This is a genomic window from Micromonospora sp. NPDC049679 (assembly GCF_040659735.1).
GTDB lineage: Bacteria > Actinomycetota > Actinomycetes > Mycobacteriales > Micromonosporaceae > Micromonospora_I.
Map to the genome: position 1 here is coordinate 15036 of NZ_JBFANZ010000042.1, position 20207 is coordinate 35242.

At 70.0% G+C, this 20207-nt stretch carries 19 protein-coding genes; 15 read left to right on the forward strand and 4 right to left on the reverse strand.

Annotation, left to right across the window (positions count from 1 at the left end; all coding sequences use genetic code 11):
- From AB0J06_RS22380 to dnaE, 13 genes are all read left to right on the forward strand, one after another.
- A complete protein-coding gene (locus tag AB0J06_RS22380) occupies positions 1-438 on the forward strand; it encodes a chemotaxis protein CheW (RefSeq protein WP_357430926.1) in 438 nt (145 codons plus the stop codon).
- Positions 439-605: 167 nt separating this feature from the next.
- Positions 606-1481 (forward strand): hypothetical protein, encoded by an 876-nt coding sequence (locus AB0J06_RS22385; RefSeq protein WP_357430928.1) that lies wholly within the window; start codon positions 606-608, stop codon positions 1479-1481.
- Positions 1482-1610: 129 nt separating this feature from the next.
- Positions 1611-2729 (forward strand): chemotaxis response regulator protein-glutamate methylesterase, encoded by a 1119-nt coding sequence (locus AB0J06_RS22390; RefSeq protein WP_357430930.1) that lies wholly within the window; start codon positions 1611-1613, stop codon positions 2727-2729.
- A complete protein-coding gene (locus AB0J06_RS22395) occupies positions 2726-3571 on the forward strand; it encodes a CheR family methyltransferase (RefSeq protein WP_357430932.1) in 846 nt (281 codons plus the stop codon). The genes AB0J06_RS22390 and AB0J06_RS22395 overlap by 4 nt, the downstream gene beginning before the upstream one ends.
- Before the next feature lie 6 nt (positions 3572-3577).
- A complete protein-coding gene (locus AB0J06_RS22400) occupies positions 3578-3964 on the forward strand; it encodes a response regulator (RefSeq protein WP_357430934.1) in 387 nt (128 codons plus the stop codon).
- Entirely contained in the window at positions 3961-4449 is a 489-nt protein-coding gene (locus tag AB0J06_RS22405; protein WP_357430936.1) for a chemotaxis protein CheX, read from the forward strand. Before AB0J06_RS22400 ends, AB0J06_RS22405 begins: the two co-directional genes overlap by 4 nt.
- The gene (locus tag AB0J06_RS22410; protein ID WP_357430938.1) at positions 4446-4808 is read left to right on the forward strand and encodes a response regulator; all 363 of its coding nucleotides are present in this window, start codon (positions 4446-4448) and stop codon (positions 4806-4808) included. The genes AB0J06_RS22405 and AB0J06_RS22410 overlap by 4 nt, the downstream gene beginning before the upstream one ends.
- 47 nt (positions 4809-4855) lie before the next feature.
- The gene (locus tag AB0J06_RS22415) at positions 4856-5302 is read left to right on the forward strand and encodes a hypothetical protein (protein ID WP_357430940.1); all 447 of its coding nucleotides are present in this window, start codon (positions 4856-4858) and stop codon (positions 5300-5302) included.
- A gap of 34 nt (positions 5303-5336) precedes the next feature.
- Positions 5337-6620: an EAL domain-containing protein gene (locus AB0J06_RS22420; protein ID WP_357430942.1), complete on the forward strand. Its 1284-nt coding sequence runs from the start codon at positions 5337-5339 to the stop codon at positions 6618-6620.
- A gap of 213 nt (positions 6621-6833) precedes the next feature.
- Complete coding sequence (gsmA, locus tag AB0J06_RS22425) at positions 6834-7916, forward strand: sporangiospore maturation cell wall hydrolase GsmA (protein ID WP_357430944.1); 1083 nt, start codon at positions 6834-6836, stop codon at positions 7914-7916.
- A gap of 417 nt (positions 7917-8333) precedes the next feature.
- The gene (locus tag AB0J06_RS22430) at positions 8334-9206 is read left to right on the forward strand and encodes a hypothetical protein (protein WP_357430946.1); all 873 of its coding nucleotides are present in this window, start codon (positions 8334-8336) and stop codon (positions 9204-9206) included.
- 122 nt (positions 9207-9328) lie between these two features.
- On the forward strand, positions 9329-9691 hold the full coding sequence (locus tag AB0J06_RS22435) for a hypothetical protein (protein ID WP_357430948.1): 363 nt from the start codon (positions 9329-9331) through the stop codon (positions 9689-9691).
- A gap of 84 nt (positions 9692-9775) precedes the next feature.
- A complete protein-coding gene (gene dnaE / locus AB0J06_RS22440) occupies positions 9776-13309 on the forward strand; it encodes a DNA polymerase III subunit alpha (RefSeq protein WP_357430950.1) in 3534 nt (1177 codons plus the stop codon).
- A 72-nt stretch (positions 13310-13381) separates the two neighbouring features.
- On the opposite strand, the gene AB0J06_RS22445 is transcribed toward dnaE, so the two are convergent.
- The gene (locus AB0J06_RS22445; RefSeq protein ID WP_357430951.1) at positions 13382-14074 is read right to left on the reverse strand and encodes an aspartate/glutamate racemase family protein; all 693 of its coding nucleotides are present in this window, start codon (positions 14072-14074) and stop codon (positions 13382-13384) included.
- 173 nt (positions 14075-14247) lie between these two features.
- Between AB0J06_RS22445 and AB0J06_RS22450 the strand changes: the two genes are divergently transcribed.
- Positions 14248-15702, forward strand: a complete 1455-nt coding sequence (locus tag AB0J06_RS22450; protein WP_357430953.1) for a diguanylate cyclase — start codon at positions 14248-14250, stop codon at positions 15700-15702.
- Positions 15703-15739: 37 nt separating this feature from the next.
- Here the strand turns inward: AB0J06_RS22450 and AB0J06_RS22455 are convergent, their stop codons facing one another.
- Genes AB0J06_RS22455 through AB0J06_RS22465 form a run of 3 tightly spaced genes read right to left on the reverse strand, consistent with a single transcriptional unit; the run spans position 15740 to position 18716 of the window.
- Positions 15740-17221 carry a glycosyltransferase gene (locus tag AB0J06_RS22455; RefSeq protein WP_357430955.1) on the reverse strand — a complete coding sequence of 494 codons (1482 nt, stop codon included), beginning with the start codon at positions 17219-17221 and terminating at the stop codon, positions 15740-15742.
- Positions 17218-18315 (reverse strand): HEAT repeat domain-containing protein, encoded by a 1098-nt coding sequence (locus tag AB0J06_RS22460; protein WP_357430957.1) that lies wholly within the window; start codon positions 18313-18315, stop codon positions 17218-17220. Before AB0J06_RS22460 ends, AB0J06_RS22455 begins: the two co-directional genes overlap by 4 nt.
- Entirely contained in the window at positions 18312-18716 is a 405-nt protein-coding gene (locus AB0J06_RS22465; RefSeq protein ID WP_357430959.1) for a response regulator, read from the reverse strand. The genes AB0J06_RS22460 and AB0J06_RS22465 overlap by 4 nt, the downstream gene beginning before the upstream one ends.
- A gap of 251 nt (positions 18717-18967) precedes the next feature.
- On the opposite strand from AB0J06_RS22465, the gene AB0J06_RS22470 reads away from it, so the two are divergent.
- Entirely contained in the window at positions 18968-20182 is a 1215-nt protein-coding gene (locus tag AB0J06_RS22470) for a GAF domain-containing sensor histidine kinase (RefSeq protein WP_357430961.1), read from the forward strand.
- Positions 20183-20207 lie beyond the last annotated feature (25 nt).

Sequence of the window (20207 nt, forward strand, 5' to 3'; positions counted from 1 at the left end):
ATGTCCAGCCGTCAGTACGCCACGTTCGAAGTGGCCGACCAGCTCTTCGGGGTCGAGGTGGAAGCCGTACAGGAGGTGCTCTCGTTCCACGAGTACACCTCGGTGCCGCTCGCGCCGTCCGCGGTCGGCGGGCTGTTCAACCTCCGCGGCCAGGTCATCGCGGCCGTCGACCTGCGGGTCCAGCTGGGGCTGGACCGGCAGGTCCTCGACGGCCCGGTGATGAACGTGATCCTGCGCGGTGACGACGAGCCGGTCAGCCTGCTGGTGGACCGGATCGGCGAGGTCATCGACCTCGAGGAGTCGGCCTTCGAGCCGCCGCCGGACACCCTCAGCGGCCCGACCCGCGACCTGGTCGTGGGCACGTTCAAGCTTGATGGCCGGCTGATGCTCGCACTCGACGTCCGTAACGCGGTCGACACCTACCGGGTCGCGAGCTGACCGGGCGGAACGACGTCACAAACCATGGCTGGTCGTGCGGTGAACCGCCGGCCTGAGCCCCACCGGACCGGAAAAACCCCTGCGCCGGTGGACCACCGCGACAATCGGTGGTCCACCGGCGCAGAGGTGTCCGGCGGAGAGAGGATGTCCGTCGTGGACGTGATCTCGTGTACAGCCTCGTCAGCGCACCCGTTCTAGGCTTCGACCTCACGCGACTCGGTGGCGGCTCGGCCACCGCCGAGGTGCTGCTGCGCGCGCTCTGCCTGACCCAGGAGGACCTGCCGGTGCTCGCCGGCCAACTCCCGGACGAGGGCATCCGCGCCCCGCTGTGGGTCGCGGTGGACGAGGCGGCGCTGCGCATGCCGACGCTGCGGGGGGTCGCCGATTCCGACGACCCGGCCGGGTCGCTCGCGCTCGTCGAACGCGCGCCGATCGGGTCGATGGACTCGCTGCTGCGCTGCGTGCGCTACGACGTGATGTCCTGGACCTGGACGGGGCAGGGGCGCGCGGCACGGCAGGACCTGATCGCCGAGCGGGCCACCTCGCTGCTCTGTGACGCGACCGTCGCCAGTTATCTGCGCGACGTCCTCGCGGACACCACCCGGCGCGGACTCGCCGCCGGATGGGTCGCCGCGACGCGGAAGCTTCCGGTCGGCCGCCCGGTCGATCTCGGTCCCCACCACTACACCATCTCCCGGCTCCTTGACCGGCTCCGCACGCTGCGTGAAGCCGAGGCCCGCCGACTGGCGCGCTCGGCCAACGAGGCGCGCGAACAGCGCACCGGGTGGGCGACGGCGGTGCACTCCGCGTCGTGGGGGGCGTACCTCTCCGACCGTGTGCGCACCGCGGCCGCCGCGCAGCTGCTGCTGGTGCAGGCGATGGATACCTCGGCCATTCCGCTGGCCGATCGGGCCGGTGGCGTGTGGAACCTGCTCAGCGGCGCGGTCCAGGCGTTGGTCGTCCGCGACCTGCTGGACGAGGCGACCGCACACCGGCTCCTGGCACCCGTGATCGGGGCGCTCGGGCCGGCATGGCTCAACTGATCGGCCCTTCTGACAACCAGAAATGACCGGTTCGCCCGCACTCCTCAGGTCCGCTCCGATCCGGGCGATAGGGAGTGCGCGACACCGGGCAGCCGCCCGTTTCGTCCCGGGTCCAGGAAGGCGACCGAAGTGATCTCAGTTCTGGTGGTAGACGACTCGGTCGTCGTCCGTCGCCTGATCGTGGACGCCCTGACCGGGCTACCCGATATCCGGGTCGTCGGGACGGCTGCCAACGGGCGGATCGCCCTGGCGAAGGTGGACCAGCTCACACCCGACGTGGTGACGATGGACATCGAAATGCCGGAGATGGACGGCATCAGCGCCGTGCGGGCGCTGCGTAGGTCACACCGCATGCTGCCGATCATCATGTTCAGCACCCTCAGCTCGGCCGGGGCCGCGGCCACTCTGGACGCCCTCGCGGCGGGCGCGACGGACTACGTGACCAAGCCGGCGAACGTCGGCAGCGTGGCCGCGTCGATCCAGGCGGTTCGTGAGCAGTTGGTGCCGCGGATGCGGGCCCTGGCCGGTCGCGGCGGTCGGTCGGCGCCGCCGACCCGGACCCGGACCCCGTTCACGTCGCCCGCGGCGCGGCCGACCGCGGGACCCGTAACACGACCGGTACGCACCACACCGCCACGGAACCGCATCGACGTCATCACCATCGGCGCCTCGACCGGTGGCCCCGACGCCCTGGCCAAGGTGATCGGCGCCCTGCCGGCAGACCTGGACGTGCCGGTGGTGGTCGTCCAGCACATGCCGCCGGTCTTCACCCGGATGTTCGCCGAGCGGCTCAACCGGATGGCCGGGCTGCGCGTCGTAGAAGCCGAGGACGACATGCCGATCAACCCGGGCGTCGTCTACATCGCCCCCGGTGACCGCCACCTCGAGGTGACGCAACGGGGAACCAGCCGTGTCACCCGGCTGACCGACGCGCCGCCGGAGAACTCGTGCCGCCCGGCCGTCGACGTGCTCTTCCGGTCCGTGAACCGCGTGTACGGCGCGTCGTCGCTCGCGCTGATCCTGACCGGGATGGGTCATGACGGTCGTCGCGGCTGCGAGACGCTGCACGCCGCGGGCGCCGAGGTGATCGCTCAGGACGAGGCGAGCTCGGTGGTGTGGGGCATGCCCGGCGCCGTCGTCGAGGCCGGACTCGCGCACACCGTGCTGCCGCTCGCGGAGATCGGCACATACCTCAATACCCGTATGACCGCTGGGCGACAGGCCCGGCCGAAGGTGGTGACCCGATGACTCTGTCCGCTACGGATTTCGCGTTCGTCTCCGCACTGGTACGCCGCGAGTCCGCAATTGTCCTGGGACCAGGAAAGGAGTACCTGGTCGAGGCCAGGCTCATCCCGGTCGCCAGGCAGATCGGCGCCGCGAGCGTCGCCGAGTTCCTCGCCGACATCCAACGGCATCCGGACCCGGTGGCTCAGCGCCGGATCGTGGATGCGCTCACCACCAACGAGACGTCGTGGTTCCGCGACCAGGATCCGTTCACCGCGCTGACCGGCCACGTCCTGCCCGAGCTGATCGGGGCGCGGGCGGCCAACCGCCATCTCCGCGTCTGGTCGGCGGCCTGCTCCAGCGGGCAGGAGCCGTACAGCCTGGCCATCGCGCTGCGCGAGACGCTGCCGGCGGGGTGGACGTACGAGATCTTCGGTACCGACATCTCGGGGGAGATGATCGAGCGGGCCGATCGCGGCGAGTTCAGCCAGGTGGAGGTGAACCGCGGTCTGCCCGTGCAGAAGTTGGTGCACAACTTCGAGCGGGTCGGCGCGCACTGGCGGGTGATGCCGGCATTGCGCCGGACCGTGACCTTCCAGCGGTTGAACCTCACCGCGCCGCTGCCGGCGCTGCCGCCGTTCGACGTGATCTTCCTTCGGAACGTACTGATCTACTTCGACGTCGAGACCAAGCGGTCGGTGCTGCAGAGCGTGAGTCGATTGCTGCGGCCGGACGGGTACCTCTTCCTCGGCGCGGCCGAGACCACGATCGGTGTGGATGACAACTACGAGCGGGTCGTTGCCGGACGGACCTCGGCGTACCGACTCAGAGCGGCGGTGCCGGCCGGCATCGCGGGAAAGGGGTGATGTCCGGTGCACGCCATCGTGATCGACGATTCCCGGGCGATGCGGTTGATCCTGCGCCGGATCCTCGGCCAGCTCGGCTTCGAAGCGGTTGAGGCGGAGGACGGGCAGGCGGCGCTTGCCGTCCTCGCGGGCATGGACCAGAAGCCGGATCTGGCGCTGATCGACTGGAACATGCCGAACATGAACGGCCTGGAGTTCGTCACGGCAGCCCGTGACGACCCGGCGCTGCGGGAAATGACGCTGGTCATGGTCACCACCGAAAGCGAGCAGAGCCAGATCGTACGGGCGCTCGCGGCCGGAGCCCACGAATACGTGATCAAGCCGTTCACGTCGGGTGCCATGGTCGAGAAATTGGCCCTGCTGGGCCTCGTACCAAGCGGAGCGAGTTTATGAGTGCGCAGTACGTACCCACCGTTACGGACCTGAACGAGATCGTCGACCAGGTCTGGTCGTCCTATCTGGACCCGGAGGGCGTCAACCCGCTGATTGTGGCGGAGATCGCCGGCGACAAGAGCGACATCCACGCCTCGGTCTCCATCACCGGATCCTGGCATGGCCATGTCGTCGTCGCCTGTTCCACCGCCGCGGCCAAGCTGGCCGCCGGGGCCTTCCTGGCCATGGAGCCGGACGAGGTGACCGAGGCCGACCTGATCGACGTGCTCGGCGAGCTGGCGAACATCGTCGGCGGCAACGTCAAGAGCATGCTGCCGGCCGGGTGCTTCGTGTCGCTGCCGCACGTGGTGAGCGCGCCCGCGCGCGCCAACCACTGGCCGGCGGCCGAGCAGATCTGCGAGTTGGCCGGTCTCTGGTCGGGCGAGGTTGTCGCGATCAGTTTGTGGCAGAGCCAGAGTGAGCTCACGGAGGAATCGGGGGCATGAAGATCCTGATTGCGGACGATAGCCGAGTAATGCGGCAAATCGTCACACGTACGTTGCGGCAGGCGGGATTCGACGGGCACGACCTGGTTGAGGCGGCCGATGGGCGGCAGGCGTTCGACAAGGTCGCCGAGGAGAAGCCGGACCTCGTCATCTCGGACTGGAACATGCCGGAGATGACCGGCGTAGAGGTGCTCCGGGCGTTGCGCGCCGGCGGTAATGAGGTGAAGTTCGGCTTCGTGACCTCCGAATGCACGCAGGAGATGCAGGAGCAGGCCGAGGCGGCGGGCGCGCTTTTCTTCATCATCAAACCGTTCACGGCTGAGCGTTTTGCCGAGGTATTCACCCCGATTATCGGATAAAAAGGACCATGCCACAAAATCTCCCTGCCCCGCTGGCAATTCGCAACATGCTGGAAGACCTCCTGGGTCGGGAGGTCACGGTCAGCCCCGCAGATCCCGTGGTCGCCAAGGACCTCCCCACCACCGTGGTCGCGCTGTACGTCGACAGCACGTCCCGGCTCTCCGCCGTGCTCGGGCTCGAACTGTCGCTGGCCGCGTACGCCGGCGCCGCACTCGGGCTTCTGCCGCCCGGCGGTGCGCAGGACTGCATCGAGGAGAAGGAACTCTCCCCGGTGCTGGCGGAGAACGTCACCGAGTTGTGCAACATCCTGACCGGGTTGCTCAACCGGGAGGAGGGCACGCCCCGCTCGAAGCTGCATCAGGTCTTCCTGAACGGCGGGGCACTGCCCGCCGACGCCAGCGCCCACCTGCTCGCGCTCGGGCGCCGGGTGGACCTGCGGGTGGAGGTGGCGCGGTACGGCGGTGGTCGGTTCTCGCTGGCGCTGGCCGGCTGATCGAGCGGAACAACATCATGAGAAGGGGCGTGACGTGGTCGTACTTTTTCAGCGCCGCTTCACGCCGGGTGAGGACGACGGGGCGAAACTGACGATCGAGGAACTGGTTCGGGGCCGGATGGTCACGAGCCAGTTCCAACCGATCGTGCACCTCGAGACACGGGAAGTGGTCGGCTACGAGGCATTCGCCCGGGGACCGGCGGGGACCCCGTTCGAAACGCCCACCCAGATGTTCGCGGCCGCCGAGGCGGTCGGGCTCACCTGGGAACTCGACCTCGTGGCCGTCGCCGCCGCCTTCACCACCGCGGTGAACATCGGACTGCCGCCGGAGATGTCGCTGTTCATCAACGTGGACCCGACCACCCTCGGCCGACCCCTGCCGGACGACCTGGCGCACGCGCTGGTGGCCGCCCACCGCCGGTTCAAGGTCTTCCTGGAGTTTTCCGAGCACGCGCTGATGGTCGACCCGCACTCGACCGTGGCGAGCATCGACAAGGCCCGCGCCTCGGGCTGGGGCGTCTCGCTGGACAGCATCGGGGTCGACACGAAGGCCCTGGCGCTGATGCCGTTCGCCCGCCCCGACGTGGCGAAGATCGACGTCTCGCTCGTACACAAGGACACCCATCCGAACGCGGCCCAGGTGATGAATGCCGTCACCGCGCACGCCGAGCGGACGAACGCGTCCATCATGGCGGTCGGCATCGAGACCGAAGGCCACCTGCGGACCGCGCGCGGCCTCGGCGCCGTACTCGGTCAGGGTTATCTCTTCGGCGCGCCCGGCGCGCTGCCGACCACCTCCACGTCGCCGACCAATCCGGTCCGGCTGATCGAGCCGCTGCCCCCGCCGAAGTTCGCCGAAACCCCGTTCCGGCTGGCGGCCGGCGCCGATCGGGCGTTGCCGGCCAGCGAGGCGGTCCTCACGGCCCTCGCTGCGCACCTGGAGCGGAGGGTCACCGCCGACCCGGACCCGATCATGTTCCTGGCCTGTCTCCCCGGCAACAAGCTCCTCTCCGGCGCGCCGCTGACCGCCCTGGAGTCCGTCGCCGCCGGCGCCAGCTATGCGGGCGTGCTGGTACGCCGGCCGCCCCACCAGCGCATAGCCGGAGTTCGGCTGGCGGCCATGGCGGGCGACGATCCACTCCAGGACGAGCTCTCGGTCATCCTGATCGGACCGCACTACGCGGCCATGCTGGTCGCGCAGGAGCGGCTGCCCGGGCGGCCGGCCGGCGGCTACGAGTACCGGCTGCTCTACGACCGTGTCACGGTCGCCCGCGCCGCGCGCGTGATCCTGCACCGGATCCGCGCCGCTACCGCCTGAGCCATCTCCGTCTCCGCCCTCCGCGGCTCTGTGGGTCCGCCGCCCTGTGGGTCCGCGGCTCCGCATGAGCGCCGCGCGGCCGGCCCCGCAACTGATCCGCAACTGGCCAGATCCTGGACCGGGACCGATCCGCGCCGATGGTGTTGCTTGACATCGCCGTCCGAGGGGTCTCTCACCATGCATCACATCGCACGACGCTGGATCATCGGGCCGATGGTGGCCATCTGCGCGGTCACCGTCGGCACGGTCGTCGCACCGTCCCCGGCGCAGGCCGCCGTGGGCGGCACGATCAAAGTCAGCGGCAGCCTGAACGTGCGCAGCGCTGCCACCACCAGCTCCAAGGTTGTCGGCAAGCTGCGCAACAAGGCCAGGATCAGCATCGACTGCCAGGTCGTCGGCCAGTCCGTCAAGGGCGATGTGCGCCGCACGACGCTGTGGAACCGGCTGACGAACGGCCGCTACGTCTCGCACGCGTACGTGGTGTCCGGGGCGATCCGCCGGTGCCCGCCGCCGCCCAAGCCGAAACCGAAGCCGAAACCGGCGCCGGCTCCCGCTCCTTCACCCGCGGGCACCAATGCCAAGATCAAGGTGGCCGGCTCGGTGAACGTGCGGAGCGGTCCGAGCACGGCCTCGAACGTGGTCGGGACATTCGCCGACAATGCCCCGATCAAGGTCTCCTGCCAGATCGAGGGGGACTACATCAAGGGCGACGTGCGCGGGAGCTCGATGTGGGACCGGCTGAGCGACGGCCGTTTCGTCTCCCATGCGTACGTCGTATCCGGCTCGTTCGCGGTGTGCGCGGACGCACCCGCGCCCACCATGACCAATGCGCAGTTCATCGCGGCTTCCGTGCCGGGAGCGCAGCGTGGGTGGCGGGAATTCGGGGTGCCGGCCTCCGTCACGATCGGGCAGGCGATCCTGGAGTCGGGTTGGGGGAGGAGCAAGCTCTCCGCCAACGACCGCAACTACTTCGGCATCAAGTGTTTCGGCACCCCGGGTCCGATCGCCGCCGGTTGCCGCACGTACCGGACGACCGAGTGCGACAAGGCCGGGAAGTGCTTCACCACCTCGGCCACCTTCCGGACGTACTCCTCGATGACGGACTCCTACCGCGACCACGGCAGCTTCCTCAAGGCCAACAGCCGGTACGCCGCCTCCTTCAACGTCAACCGCGATGCGAACAAGTTCATCTACAGCATCTGGAAGGCCGGCTACGCCACGGATCCCGCCTACTACACGAAGATGACCGGCATCATGAAGACCTACAACCTCTACCAGTACGACATCTGGCGCTGACGCAGTTCACCTTTCCAAATCCCTTACAGCGCGGACGAAAACGCCGATGGGATTCGTCGAGGCCGGGTGCATGTATACGGGAGTCGGCGGCGCGATTCGGGGCCCGAGCCGCCGTTGTGTCCGGCCTTCCCGTGTCTGACGCCGCCGTCCAAGGGGGACGGACGGCGGCGTCGGACATCCACGGTGCGAGACCACCCGCTGCCCGTCAAACCTGTTCGCCGCAACCTGTCGAGCTGAGCCGTCTGCGCGAGCAGCCGCCGCGTTCACCTCCACGAAGCCGGTCCGCACGCCCCGTTCACGGTCTGCGCGAGCAGCGGGATGGGCATCGGCGAGCGGGTCTGCGCGGTCGCCCCCCGGGCGGAGCGGGCCACAGACCGATCCATGGATGTCAGCCCGCGTACTGGTTAAGGTGACCCGATGAGCAGGTTTCCGCTACCCGGCGCGGGCCGCGTCGCGGTCGCGGTCCCCGCGCCGGGCGCCGGCCCGGAGAGTTGGGCGGGGGCGCCGAGCGCCACGCTGGACGCGGACGGGAACGTTGTCGTCGCCTACCGGGTCCGGGTGACCGCTGACGGGATCGCCAGGACGGTCGTCGCCCGGTCATCCGACGGCGAGCGGCTCCGCACCGTCGCCACGCTGGACAGGGCGCGCTTCGGTGCATTCTCGCTGCAACGCCCCGCGCTGGTGCGGACCGGGACGGGGCGCTGGCGGCTCTACGTCTGCTGCGCGAGCGGCGACTGGCCGGAGAGCAAGCACTGGTGGATCGAGGCGCTCGAGGCGGACGATCCGGCCGGGCTGGCCGATACCGAGTCCCGGGTGGTCTTCCCGGGCGACGCGCGTACGGCGGTGAAGGACCCGGTGATCCGTCGCTTCGACGGACGCTGGCATGCCTGGATCTGCTGCCATCCCCTCGACGAGCGGGGTGCGGAGGATCGCATGACCACGGCGTACGCGACGAGCGACGACGGCCTCGACTGGCAGTGGCACGGTCCGGCACTCGTCGGTCGCCCCGGACGCTGGGACGCCCGCGGCGCGCGGGTGACGGCGGTGCTGCCGGACGGCCGGGCCAGCTATGACGGTCGGGCCAGCGCGGCGGAGAACTTCGCCGAGCGTACGGGGCTGGCCCGCCGGGTCGGTCCGCGCGGGCAGCTCGTGGCGACGGCGGATGTGCCCGCCGCCGCCGTGCGCTATCTCGATGTCCTTGCGCTGCCGCGCGGTGGCTACCGCCTCTACTACGAGGCGCCGCTCGCGGACGGCAGCCACGAACTCCGCACCGAGCTGATCGAGCCGTGATCAACCGCGCTGGTGCTGCCGGACGAGTTCCCAGCCCTGATCGGCGGCGTCCGCGGCACCTTCGTCAGACGCGGCTGTAGTTCCTGCAACCGTCCGTTCCTCCCGTCCCGTAGCCACAGTCCGTGATCATCTTCGAACGTCACCTCCACCGCGTGGGCCGCCAGGCCCTTCCGGGACCGCTGCAGCGCCTCCTCCTGGTCTGTGAGGAGCGAAAGGTCGCGGCGGGATTCGCGAACCTCCCGGTAGATGTCCTGCGCCGCCCAGGTGATCGCGACCCCAAGGCCGCCGTTTTCTTCGGCAGCCTCTTCAGCGCGCTGCTCCCGGCCGGCGTGGGCGGCGGACTGCGGGCCACGGCGGTCGCTGTGATGGTCGTCATGACCGCGGGCTGGTTCACGATCATGGCCGCGTTGTTCGGGCTCGACCCGGTCGCCCGCGCGTACGCCCGGCCGCGGCGCTGGATCGACCGGGTGATGGTTGCCTCGTGAGTCGGTCGTCGGCGACCGGCGGTAACGCCGATAGGCTGGACCTCCGCCGCCGGAACACATGATCAAAAAGGGGTGATCGTCGCCATGGGTGACTCGTTCGTGCACCTGCACGTCCATACCGAGTACTCCATGCTTGACGGCGCCGCGCGGCTGAAGGACCTGTTCGCCGAGGCCAAGCGGCTCGGCATGCCGGCGGTGGCGATCACCGACCACGGCAACATGCACGGCGCGTACGACTTCTACAAGCAGGCCATGGCCGCCGAGATCACGCCGCTGCTCGGCGTCGAGGCGTACGTGGCGCCCGAGTCGCGCTTCCACAAGCAGCGGGTGAAGTGGGGCCGGCCGGAGCAGAAGCGCGACGACATCTCCGGAAACGGCGCGATCACCCACATGACCATGTGGGCCCGCAACGCGGTCGGGCTGAAGAACCTCTTCGCGCTCAACTCGCGCGCCTCCATGGAGGGCCACTACGTGAAGTGGCCGCGCATGGACATGGAGTTGATCGCGCAGTACTCCGACGGGATCATGGCGACGACCGGCTGTCCGTCCGGCGCGGTGCAGACCCGGCTGCGGCTCGGGCAGTTCGACGAGGCGCTCAAGACCGCCGCCGCGTACCAGGACATTTTCGGCAAAGAGCACTATTTTCTGGAGCTGATGGACCACGGGCTCGACATCGAGCGGCGGGTCCGCGACGACCTGGTGGAAATCGGACGTCGCCTGAGCATCCCGCCCGTGGTCACCAACGACTCCCACTACACGCACGAGGCGCAAGCCGAGGCGCACGACGTGCTGCTCTGCGTGCAGACCGGCAGCAACGTCTCCGACCCCAACCGCTTCCGCTTCGACGGCGCCGGCTACTTCGTCAAGTCGGCCGACCAGATGCGCGCCGTGGACAACTCGGACATCTGGCTGGAGGGGTGTCGCAACACGCTGCTGATCGCGGAGAAGGTCGACACCACCGGGATGTTCACCTTCCGCAACCTGATGCCCCGCTTCCCGGTGCCCGAGGGGGAGACCGAGGAGAGCTGGTTCCGCAAGGAGACGTTCGCCGGATTGGCCCGCCGGTTCCCGAACGGGGTGCCGGAGACCCACGTCACGCAGGCGGAGTACGAGCTCGGCGTCATCCTCCAGATGGGCTTCCCGTCGTACTTCCTCGTGGTCGCCGACTTCATCCAGTGGGCCAAGAGCCAGGGCATCGCGGTCGGTCCGGGCCGTGGATCCGCCGCCGGCTCGCTCGTCGCGTACGCGCTGGGCATCACCGACCTCGATCCGCTCCCGCACGGTCTGATCTTCGAGCGGTTCCTCAACCCCGAGCGTGTGTCGATGCCGGATGTCGACATCGACTTCGACGAGCGTCGGCGCGGTGACGTCATCCGCTACGTCACGCAGAAGTGGGGCGAGGACAAGGTCGCCCAGATCGCGACCTTCGGCACGATCAAGGCGAAGGCCGCGATCAAGGACTCCGCCCGCGTCCTCGGCTTCCCGTACGCGGTGGGGGACCGGATCACCAAGGCGATGCCGCCGGCGGTGATGGGCAAGGACATCCCGCTCACCGGGATCTTCGACTCGTCGCACCCGCGGTACTCCGAGGCCAACGAGATCCGCGGCCTCTACGAGTCCGACCCCGACGTCAAGAAGGTCATCGACACCGCGCGCGGGATCGAGGGGCTGATCCGGCAGACCGGGGTGCACGCCGCCGGCGTCATCATGTCCGCCGAGCCGATCATCGACCACATCCCGCTGATGCGCCGCGACGCCGACGGGGCGATCATCACGCAGTTCGACTATCCGACCTGCGAGTCGCTCGGGCTGCTGAAGATGGACTTCCTCGGCCTGCGCAACCTGACGATCATCGACGACGCGCTCAAGAACATCGAGATCAACCACGGGCTCAAGGTCGACCTGCTGGCGCTGCCGCTGGACGACAAGCCCACGTACGATCTGCTCTCCCGCGGTGACACCCTCGGCGTCTTCCAGCTCGACGGCGGCCCCATGCGCTCGCTGCTCCGCCTGATGAAGCCGGACAACTTCGAAGACATCTCCGCGGTGCTCGCGCTCTACCGCCCCGGCCCGATGGGCGCGAACTCGCACACCAACTACGCGCTCCGCAAGAACGGCCAGCAGGAGATCATCCCGATCCACCCGGAGCTGGAGGAGCCCCTTTCCGAGATTCTGGGGCCGACGTACGGACTGATCGTCTACCAGGAGCAGGTGCAGCGCGCGGCACAGAAGCTCGCCGGCTACAGCCTGGGCCAGGCCGACCTGCTGCGCCGCGCGATGGGTAAGAAGAAGAAGGAGGTCCTCGACAAGGAGTACATCCCGTTCCGCGACGGCATGCGGGCCAACGGCTACTCCGATGAGGCCATCAAGAAGCTCTGGGACATCCTCGTCCCGTTCGCCGACTACGCCTTCAACAAGGCGCACACCGCCGGCTACGGCCTGGTCTCCTACTGGACCGGCTACCTCAAGGCCAACTACCCGGCCGAATACATGGCCGGTCTGCTTACCTCGGTCGGTGACGACAAGGACAAGATGGCCCTGTACCTGGCCGAGTGCCGGCGCATGGGGATCAGCGTCCTGCCCCCGGACGTCAACACCTCGGCCGGGCCCTTCACCCCGGTCGGCAACGACATCCGGTTCGGCCTGGCCGCCGTGCGCAACGTCGGCAACAACGTCGTCGACGCGATCATGCGGTGCCGCAAGGAAAAGGGCGACTACGGCGACTTCTACGACTTTCTCGCCAAAGTGGACGCCGTGGCCTGCAACAAGAAGACGATCGAATCCCTGATCAAGGCCGGGGCGTTCGATTCCATGGGCCACACCCGCAAGGGGCTGCTCGCCGTGCACGCCGAGGCCATCGACGCGTACGCCGACGTCAAGCGCAACGAGGCCGTGGGCCAGTACGACCTCTTCGGTGCGGGCTTCGGTGACGGCAACGGTGGGGGCAGCACGCTGGTCATGCCGACCATCGGCACGGCCGAGTGGGAGAAGCGCGACCGGCTCGCGTTCGAGCGCGAGATGCTCGGCCTCTACGTCTCCGACCACCCGCTCTTCGGCCTCGAACACGTGCTCTCGTCGGCCGCGGACACCACCATCGCCGCGCTCTCGGAGGACGGCGCCGTGCCCGACGGCGCCGTCGTCACGCTCGCCGGCATCCTCTCCGGCGTCCAGCGGCGGGTCACGAAGCAGGGGCGGGCCTGGGCGTCCGCCACCCTGGAGGACCTCGCCGGCGGCGTCGAGACGCTCTTCTTCCCGAATACGTACGAGTTGGTCGGCCAGTACATCGCCGAAGACGCGATCGTGATCGTCAAGGGGCGGATCGACCGCCGCGACGACACCCCCCGGATCATGGCGATGGACATGTCCATGCCGGAAATCACCGAACCCGGCACCACGAAGCCGGTGACCCTCACCGTGCCGATCACCCGGTGCACCCCGCCGCTGGTCGACAGCCTCAAAGAGGTCCTCACCCGGCACCCCGGCGACTCCGAGGTGCACGTGAAGCTCCTCAACGGCAGCCGGACGACCCTGCTGCGACTCAACGCCGTCCGGGTGGCGTCCACCACCGCGCTGATGGCCGACCTCAAGACCGTGCTGGGACCCAGCAACGTCGGCTGATCGCCGTTGAGCGCCCGCCCCGGCCCCCCGCTCGGCGTCCCGGAAGGAACGGGGGAGCGCGGTGCGCCGGGGCTACCGGCGCAGGGCCCGGTCGACGGCGGCCTCGACGTGCAGGCGGGTGGTGGGAAAGAGCGGCACCGGGCTGTCGGCCGCGGTGACCAGGAGCTCGATCTCGGTGCAGCCGAGAATGACGCCCTCCGCGCCGGCCGTGACGAGACGACCGATCACCTGCTGGTACGCCGCGCGCGAGTGGTCGCTTATCACACCCACGCAGAGCTCGTCGTAGATGACGCGGTGGACGAGCGAACGGTCGTCGGGCTCGGGGGTGAGCACGTCGAGCCCGTGACCCGCGAGCCGGTCGCGGTAGAAGTCCTGTTCCATCGTGAAGGCGGTGCCGAGAAGTCCCACCGTGCGCAGTCCGGCGGCCCGGACCGCCTCGGCGGTCACGTCGGCGATGTGCAGCAGCGGGATGCCGATCGCGGCCTGCACCCGATCGGCGACCTTGTGCATGGTGTTCGTGCAGAGCAGCAGCAGATCCGCCCCGCCGGCCTGCACCCCCGCGGCGGCCGTGGCCAGCAGCGCGCCGGCCTCCTCCCATCGGCCTTCCACCTGGAGGCGTTCCACCTCCGCGAAGTCGACCGAGTGCAGCAGGCATCGGGCGGAATGCAGCCCGCCCAGCCGCGCGCGGACCAGCTCGTTGGCGAGCTGGTAGTACTGCGCGCTGCTTTCCCAGCTCATTCCGCCGAGCATGCCGATGGTCAGCATGGAATTCCCTCCAACGCCGAGTCGGGAACCGGCCGAGGATCCATCCTCAGCAGCCTCATGTTCAGTCCGGATCGGCCGATCATGACGTTACGTACCTGTGGGCGACGGTGGGTCCGCGGGTGCCCGGCAGGCTGTCGGGCCCCGCTCCGTGTCGCCGCTGATGGAGGAATGGGATGACGGCGAGGCCGATGGATGCCCGGCGACTGCAGGCTGTCGTGGACATCGCCCGGACCATGACCGGCCCGGTCCTGGAGCAACGGCGGGTGACCGAGTCCGTCGTCCGCGCCGTCGCCGACCTGCTCGGCGACGGATGCAGCCTGTGGCTGACGATGCCCGGGGAGCGCACCGGGCTGACGCGCGACGGCGCCGCCCACCGCGACGCGCGGGCCGAACGCCTGCTGCGGCACGCCGGTGACCTGATCGAGGACTCGTGGGGAGCGGACCTGCTCTACGCCGTCCTGGAGGCGGGCGTGCCGGCCGTTCTCGGACCGGCCGAGGTCACCGCGCACCTCGACGGCCCCGAACTCGCGGCCGCGCCGTGGAACGCGGCCAACGGCCTCGGCGCCGTGGCGGTCGTTCCACTCGGCGGTGACGGGTCCGTCCGGGGGGTGCTCGTCGCCACCCGGGACGCCGGAAACCCGACGTACGCCGACGGCGACGTCGCCTTCCTGCACGCGATCGCCGACACCGCCGCCGCCACCCTGGTCGCCATCGACCGGTTGCACTTCTCGACCGCCGCGCTGGACGACATGCGCCGGCAGGCCGAACTCGTCGACCAGGTCTCCGATGTGATCATCGCGTGGGACTCCGAGGACCGGATCGTCAACTGGAACAGCGCCGCGGAGCGGGTCTACCTGTATTCAGCGGCGGAGGCGCTCGGCTGCGACGCGCAGGCCCTGCTCGCCACGCAGTTCATCGCCAACGGCGGTGAGGCGGTCACCCGCGCCGACCTGCTCGCCGAACTCGGCCGGACCGGTGTGTGGAACGGTGAGCTGCGGCAGCGGCGCGCGGACGGCGATGAGGTCCAGTTGCTCTGCTCGATGACCGCGATGACCGATCAGTTGGGGCACCTCGCCGGTGCCATCGCGATCAACCGCGACGTCACCGAGCAGCGCCGCGAGGAGCGACTCGCGCTGCACGACCCGCTCACCGGGCTCCCCAACCGACGTTTCCTCCTCGACCACCTGGCCCAGGTGCTCAACCGGTGCGCGGCCGGCGCCGGGCTGGTGGCGGTCCTCTTCCTCGACCTCGACGGGTTCAAGCGGATCAACGACGACCTCGGGCACGAGGCCGGCGACGAGGTGCTTCGGGTGACCGCCGAGCGGCTCTGGGCGTCGGTGCGCCGTCACGACGTCGCGGCCCGCCTCGGTGGCGACGAGTTCGTGGTGGTGGCGGAGCAGGTCGGGGACCGCTGGAACGCGGAAGACCTGGGCCGTCGCCTGATCGCCTCCATCGGTGAGCCGATCGTGGTGGCCGGGCGGACGGTGCGGGTGACCCCGAGCATCGGGGTCACGCTGGTCGACGCCGCGGCCGCACCGCAGCGCGGGCCGGAAGAGGTCATCCGGTCGGCGGACGAGGCGATGTACATCGCCAAGCGCGGCCGCTCCGGCGTCTCCTTCGCCGCCTGAGCCGCAGCGCGGAGGCGCTGCGGGAGAGCTCGGCGGGTCACCGCACCCGGTGTCGGCCGCCGGAACTCCGTTGGCTGTGCGCGACCGGCGACCGGCTGTCGAAGCCCTGCCGCGTCATGACCCCCCACACCGGACGGTGGCCCCGCAGCGCCGCCCAGGCGCCCTGCAGTCGCCACACGGCGGTGAGCTGCCGGTATCCCAGGTTCTCCAGCAGCGCGGCGATCAGCGCGCTGACGACGTCGCGCGGCCGGTTGTACCGGTGGAACACCGACTCCTCGAGCAGCAGTGCGATGAGCGTGACGAGAGTGCCGTAGCCGTAGGCGACCAGGATGAACCGCCAGGCGAACTCCAGGTCCACCGATTCGACGGTCAGGGCGACCGGAACGATCAGCAGACCGAGGATCTCCACTACCGGTGCCAGAAACTCGAAGAGGAGGAAGTGGGGGAGCGCGAGGAGCCCGATCCGTCCGTACCGCGGGTTGCCGATCATGCCGCGGTGCTTGCGCAGGATCTCGGTGAGGCCGCGGTGCCAACGCCGCCGCTGCCGCCCGAGGACCCGCGCGGTGGCCGGAACCTCACTCCAGCAGACCGGCTCCGCCACGAAGACGATGCGGTAGTCGCGGCGCTGCGCACGGAGATGCCGGTGCAGCCGTACGACGAGCTCGGCGTCCTCGCCGATGCAGTCCTCGGCCATCCCGCCGACCTCCACCAGCAGGTCACGGCGGAACAAGCCGAACGCGCCCGAGATGATGAGCAGCCCGCCGAGCCGCGACCACCCGGTGCGCCCGAGCAGAAAGCTGCGCAGGTATTCGACCACCTGGATGCGCTCCAGCCAGCGGCGCGGCATGCGCACCTCGACGACCCGGCCGCCCAGGATGGTGCAGCCGTTCGCGACGCGGACCACACCGCCGGAGGCGACGACGCGGAGCGGGTCGTCGGCGAACGGCTTGGCGACCGAGAGCAGCGCGCGCGGGTCCAGGATCGAGTCGGCGTCCACCATCGTGATCAGCGGATACCGGGCCAGGTTGATGCCGGCGTTGAGGGCGTCCGCCTTACCGCCGTTGTCCTTGCGGACGACGACCAGCGCGCCCGTGCCGGAGCGCGGCACGTGCACCGACCGGACCCGGCCGGTCACCGGAACGTCGGTCGGCAGCACGCGGGGCACCTCGACGAGGTCGAACTCCGCGCGAAGCCGCTCGAACGTGTCGTCGGTGGAGCCGTCGTCGACGACCACGACCTCGAGCGTCGGGTACCAGAGATTGAGCATGGCGTGCACGGCGGCCACGACGCCCGGCCCCTCGTTGTACGCCGGCACGAGGACCGACGCGGGCGGGGTCAACGGGTTCCGGTAGGCCTCCTCCGCGCCGTCGAACGGAATCCGCCGCCGGTGCCGGACGAACTCCGTCGCGGCCAGCACGACGAGGATCAGGTAGCTCGTGTTGATGAGGAAGAAGTAGACGAGGACCGCGGTGTCGGCGGACCGCAGCAGGGTGTGCAGCACGCCGGCGAGGGAGGTCACCGCTGACCCGTCAGCTCGGCCATGCCGAGTGCTTCCCGGGCGTGCGCGCCCGCCCCGTCCGTGCCCGATCGGCCGGCCAGCTCCCGCAGCGTTGCGTGCCCCGCCGACCCGAGCCGCCGCAGCGCGCCGGCGGCCTCGTGGGCGATGCGGTAATGCGGACTGGCGATCAGCGCCGTGAGCGGGGCGATCGCCTCGCGCGCCCCGAGCTGCCCGAGGGCGCGCACCGCCGACGCGCGCAGTGCCAGCGATTCGTCGGAGTTGGCCGCGTCGAGCAGTGGTCGCAGAGCGGAGCCGGTGCCCAACCGGCCGAGCGCGGTGGCCGCGGTCTCCCGTACGGAGGGCGATGGGTCGTCGTGGAGCAACGCGGCGACGCGCTGCTCGGCGCCGGCCGCGCCGAGCCGGCCGAGCGCGTCCAGGACGGTCATCCGGACCAGTGGTTGCGGGGCGTTCAGCGCGGTCATCAGCGCGGGCGCGGCGTCGGGTCCGAGCTGGATCAGCGCGTGCGCCACCAACTGGGAGGGCGCGGGATCGGCGCCGCCGAGGCTCGACACCAGCGGAGCGACGGCGGAGGGGTCCCCGAGCCGGCCGAGCGCCCGGATCGCCACCACGCGCAACTCGGCCCGAACACCGGTGACCGTCCCGCGACGGCTGTGCGCGCGGGGGTCGGCGACGAGCGAGCAGAGCGCCGGGACCGCTTCCCGGCGGCCCAACCTACCCAGCAGCTCGGCCGCCCGGGCCTGGGTGATCGGACGGCCGTCGCGCAGGTCCCGCAGCGCCCGGGCGACCACGCCCCGACGCGCGAAGACCTCCGCCAGGCTCTCGCGCGCCTCCCCGCGTACCTTGGCCAGCAGGTCCAGCGCCGTCGGTTCCACGGCGCGCCAGGCGTCGTCCGGCATGCCCGCCACGGCTTCCAGCTCCGGCGCGCCCTCGCCGCCGGCGGCGAGCGCCAGCAGGGCCCGCCGCGGGGCGGCGGCGCGTTCGGCGCGGCGGCGTTGCCGCAGGCCGCGAGCGGCACGCAGTACGGCGATGAGCAGGGCCGCGGCGGTCGAGATGCCGAGCAGGACGCCGATCGTCACCGACGCCAACTGGATCACCCGAGCGCCTCGCTCCGCCGGGCCTCTTCCCGGCCGTGCCGCTGCATCAGCGCGCGGATGCGGGAGGTGAGTTCGCGTGGACTGAACGGCTTGACGATGTAGTCGTCGGCGCCGGCCGAGAAGCCGGCCTCGACGTCGCCCTCCTGCGAGCGCGCGGTCAGCATGATGATCAGCGTCCCGGCGGTCCGGGGATCGGCCCGCAGCAGGCGGCAGAGGTCCAGTCCGGACAGTTGTGGCATCGACACGTCGATCACGGCGAGGTCGGGCGTCTGCGCCTGGGCCGCTGCGAGCGCAGCGGTGCCGTCCGGGGCGGCGATGACGGTGAACCCCGCCTGCTCGAGCTTGAACACCACGAGGTCACGGATGTCCTCGTCGTCCTCGGCTATGAGTACCGTCGTCACGCTTGCTCCCGCTCACGCCGCTTTTCTGTTGCCATATGGATCAGAGTAACGCTACAAATGCGTAATGGCGGTCTATTTCATCTGATAGAGGGTGGTTTGCCGGCGGTCTTTCACGCGGGTAATCGGATGCACCTGTTTTGCAACCGTCGCCTGCCCGAAGCACGACGGAGTAACGGGATGTTCATAAGGCTCGGGGACACGAGTCGGGGCGCTCTCAGGCCCCGTTACACATGGATGATCGGCGGCCGAGGATGAGCGCACCGATACCCTCGGACGAGGGCGCCCGTCTTGCTGCCCTGCAGAGCTACGGCCTGCCCGGCGACCCGGGCACGCCGATGTTCGACCGGATCGCCTGGCTAGCGTCCGTCCTGTGCGGCGCCCCGATGTCCGCGGTCTCCCTGATCTACGAGCACGAACAGCGGTTCCTCGGTCAGACCGGCCTGGAGTTCTCGCGCGCCCCGCGGGACATCTCCTTCTGCGCGCACACCCTCGCCCACCGCCAGGTGCTGGTCGTGCCCGACGCCACGGCGGATCCGAGGTTCCGGGAGAACCCGCAGGTCACCGGCGACCCGAACATCCGGTTCTATGCGGGGGTGCCGCTCATCGACCCGGACGGCTACGCGCTCGGCGCGCTCTCTGTCATGGACCCCAGGCCGCGGGAACTCTCCGCCGACCAGCGGGACGGCCTGACCATGCTCGGCGAACTCACCGTCGGGCAGTTGACCTTGCGACGTGCGCGCGCCGCGGCCACCGATCTGCAACGTCGGCTCGCCGCCGCCCGTACGCGCGAAGGGGAGTTCCTCTCCGAAATGGCGCACGAGGTGCGCACACCGATCACGGTGATCCAGGGCTATCTGGAACTGCTCGGCGACGGGAGCGATCCCGCGCAGCTCACGCGGATCATCGAACGAGTCCGGCGCAACGGTGAGCGGCTGGTCCGGCTGATCGACGATCTGGAGGCGGCCTCGGCGCGACGCACGGTCGGAAGCGGCCCCGAGGTGTCCCTCGTGGACGTCGGGGCGATCGTGACAACGGTGGTCGACCGCTGCCGCTCCGACGCCACGCGCGCCGGTGTGGGGCTCACCCTGGTGACGGACGGCCCCGCACTGGTCCACGTCAGTGACGGCCAACTGACGCGGGTGGCGGCGAACCTGGTCGACAACGCGATCGCCTTCACGCCGGCCGGCGGCCGCGTGGACGTCCGGGTGACGAGCGGGCCCGACGTGATCATCGAGGTCAGTGACACCGGGGTCGGAATTCCCCCGCATGAGCGACGGCATCTGTTCGAGCGGTTCTTTCGTGGCGCGTACGCCCGCGATCAGGCGATCGCCGGTCTCGGGCTCGGCCTCAGCGTGGTCAAGGCGATCGTGGACGCGCACGGCGGCAGCGTCGGCGTCGAATCGACGCCGGCGGAGGGGACGAGGGTTCGGGTGTCGCTGCCGGTGGGTCGGGACGTGGCGGCCTGACCGCGGCCCCGTACCCGGCGATCTT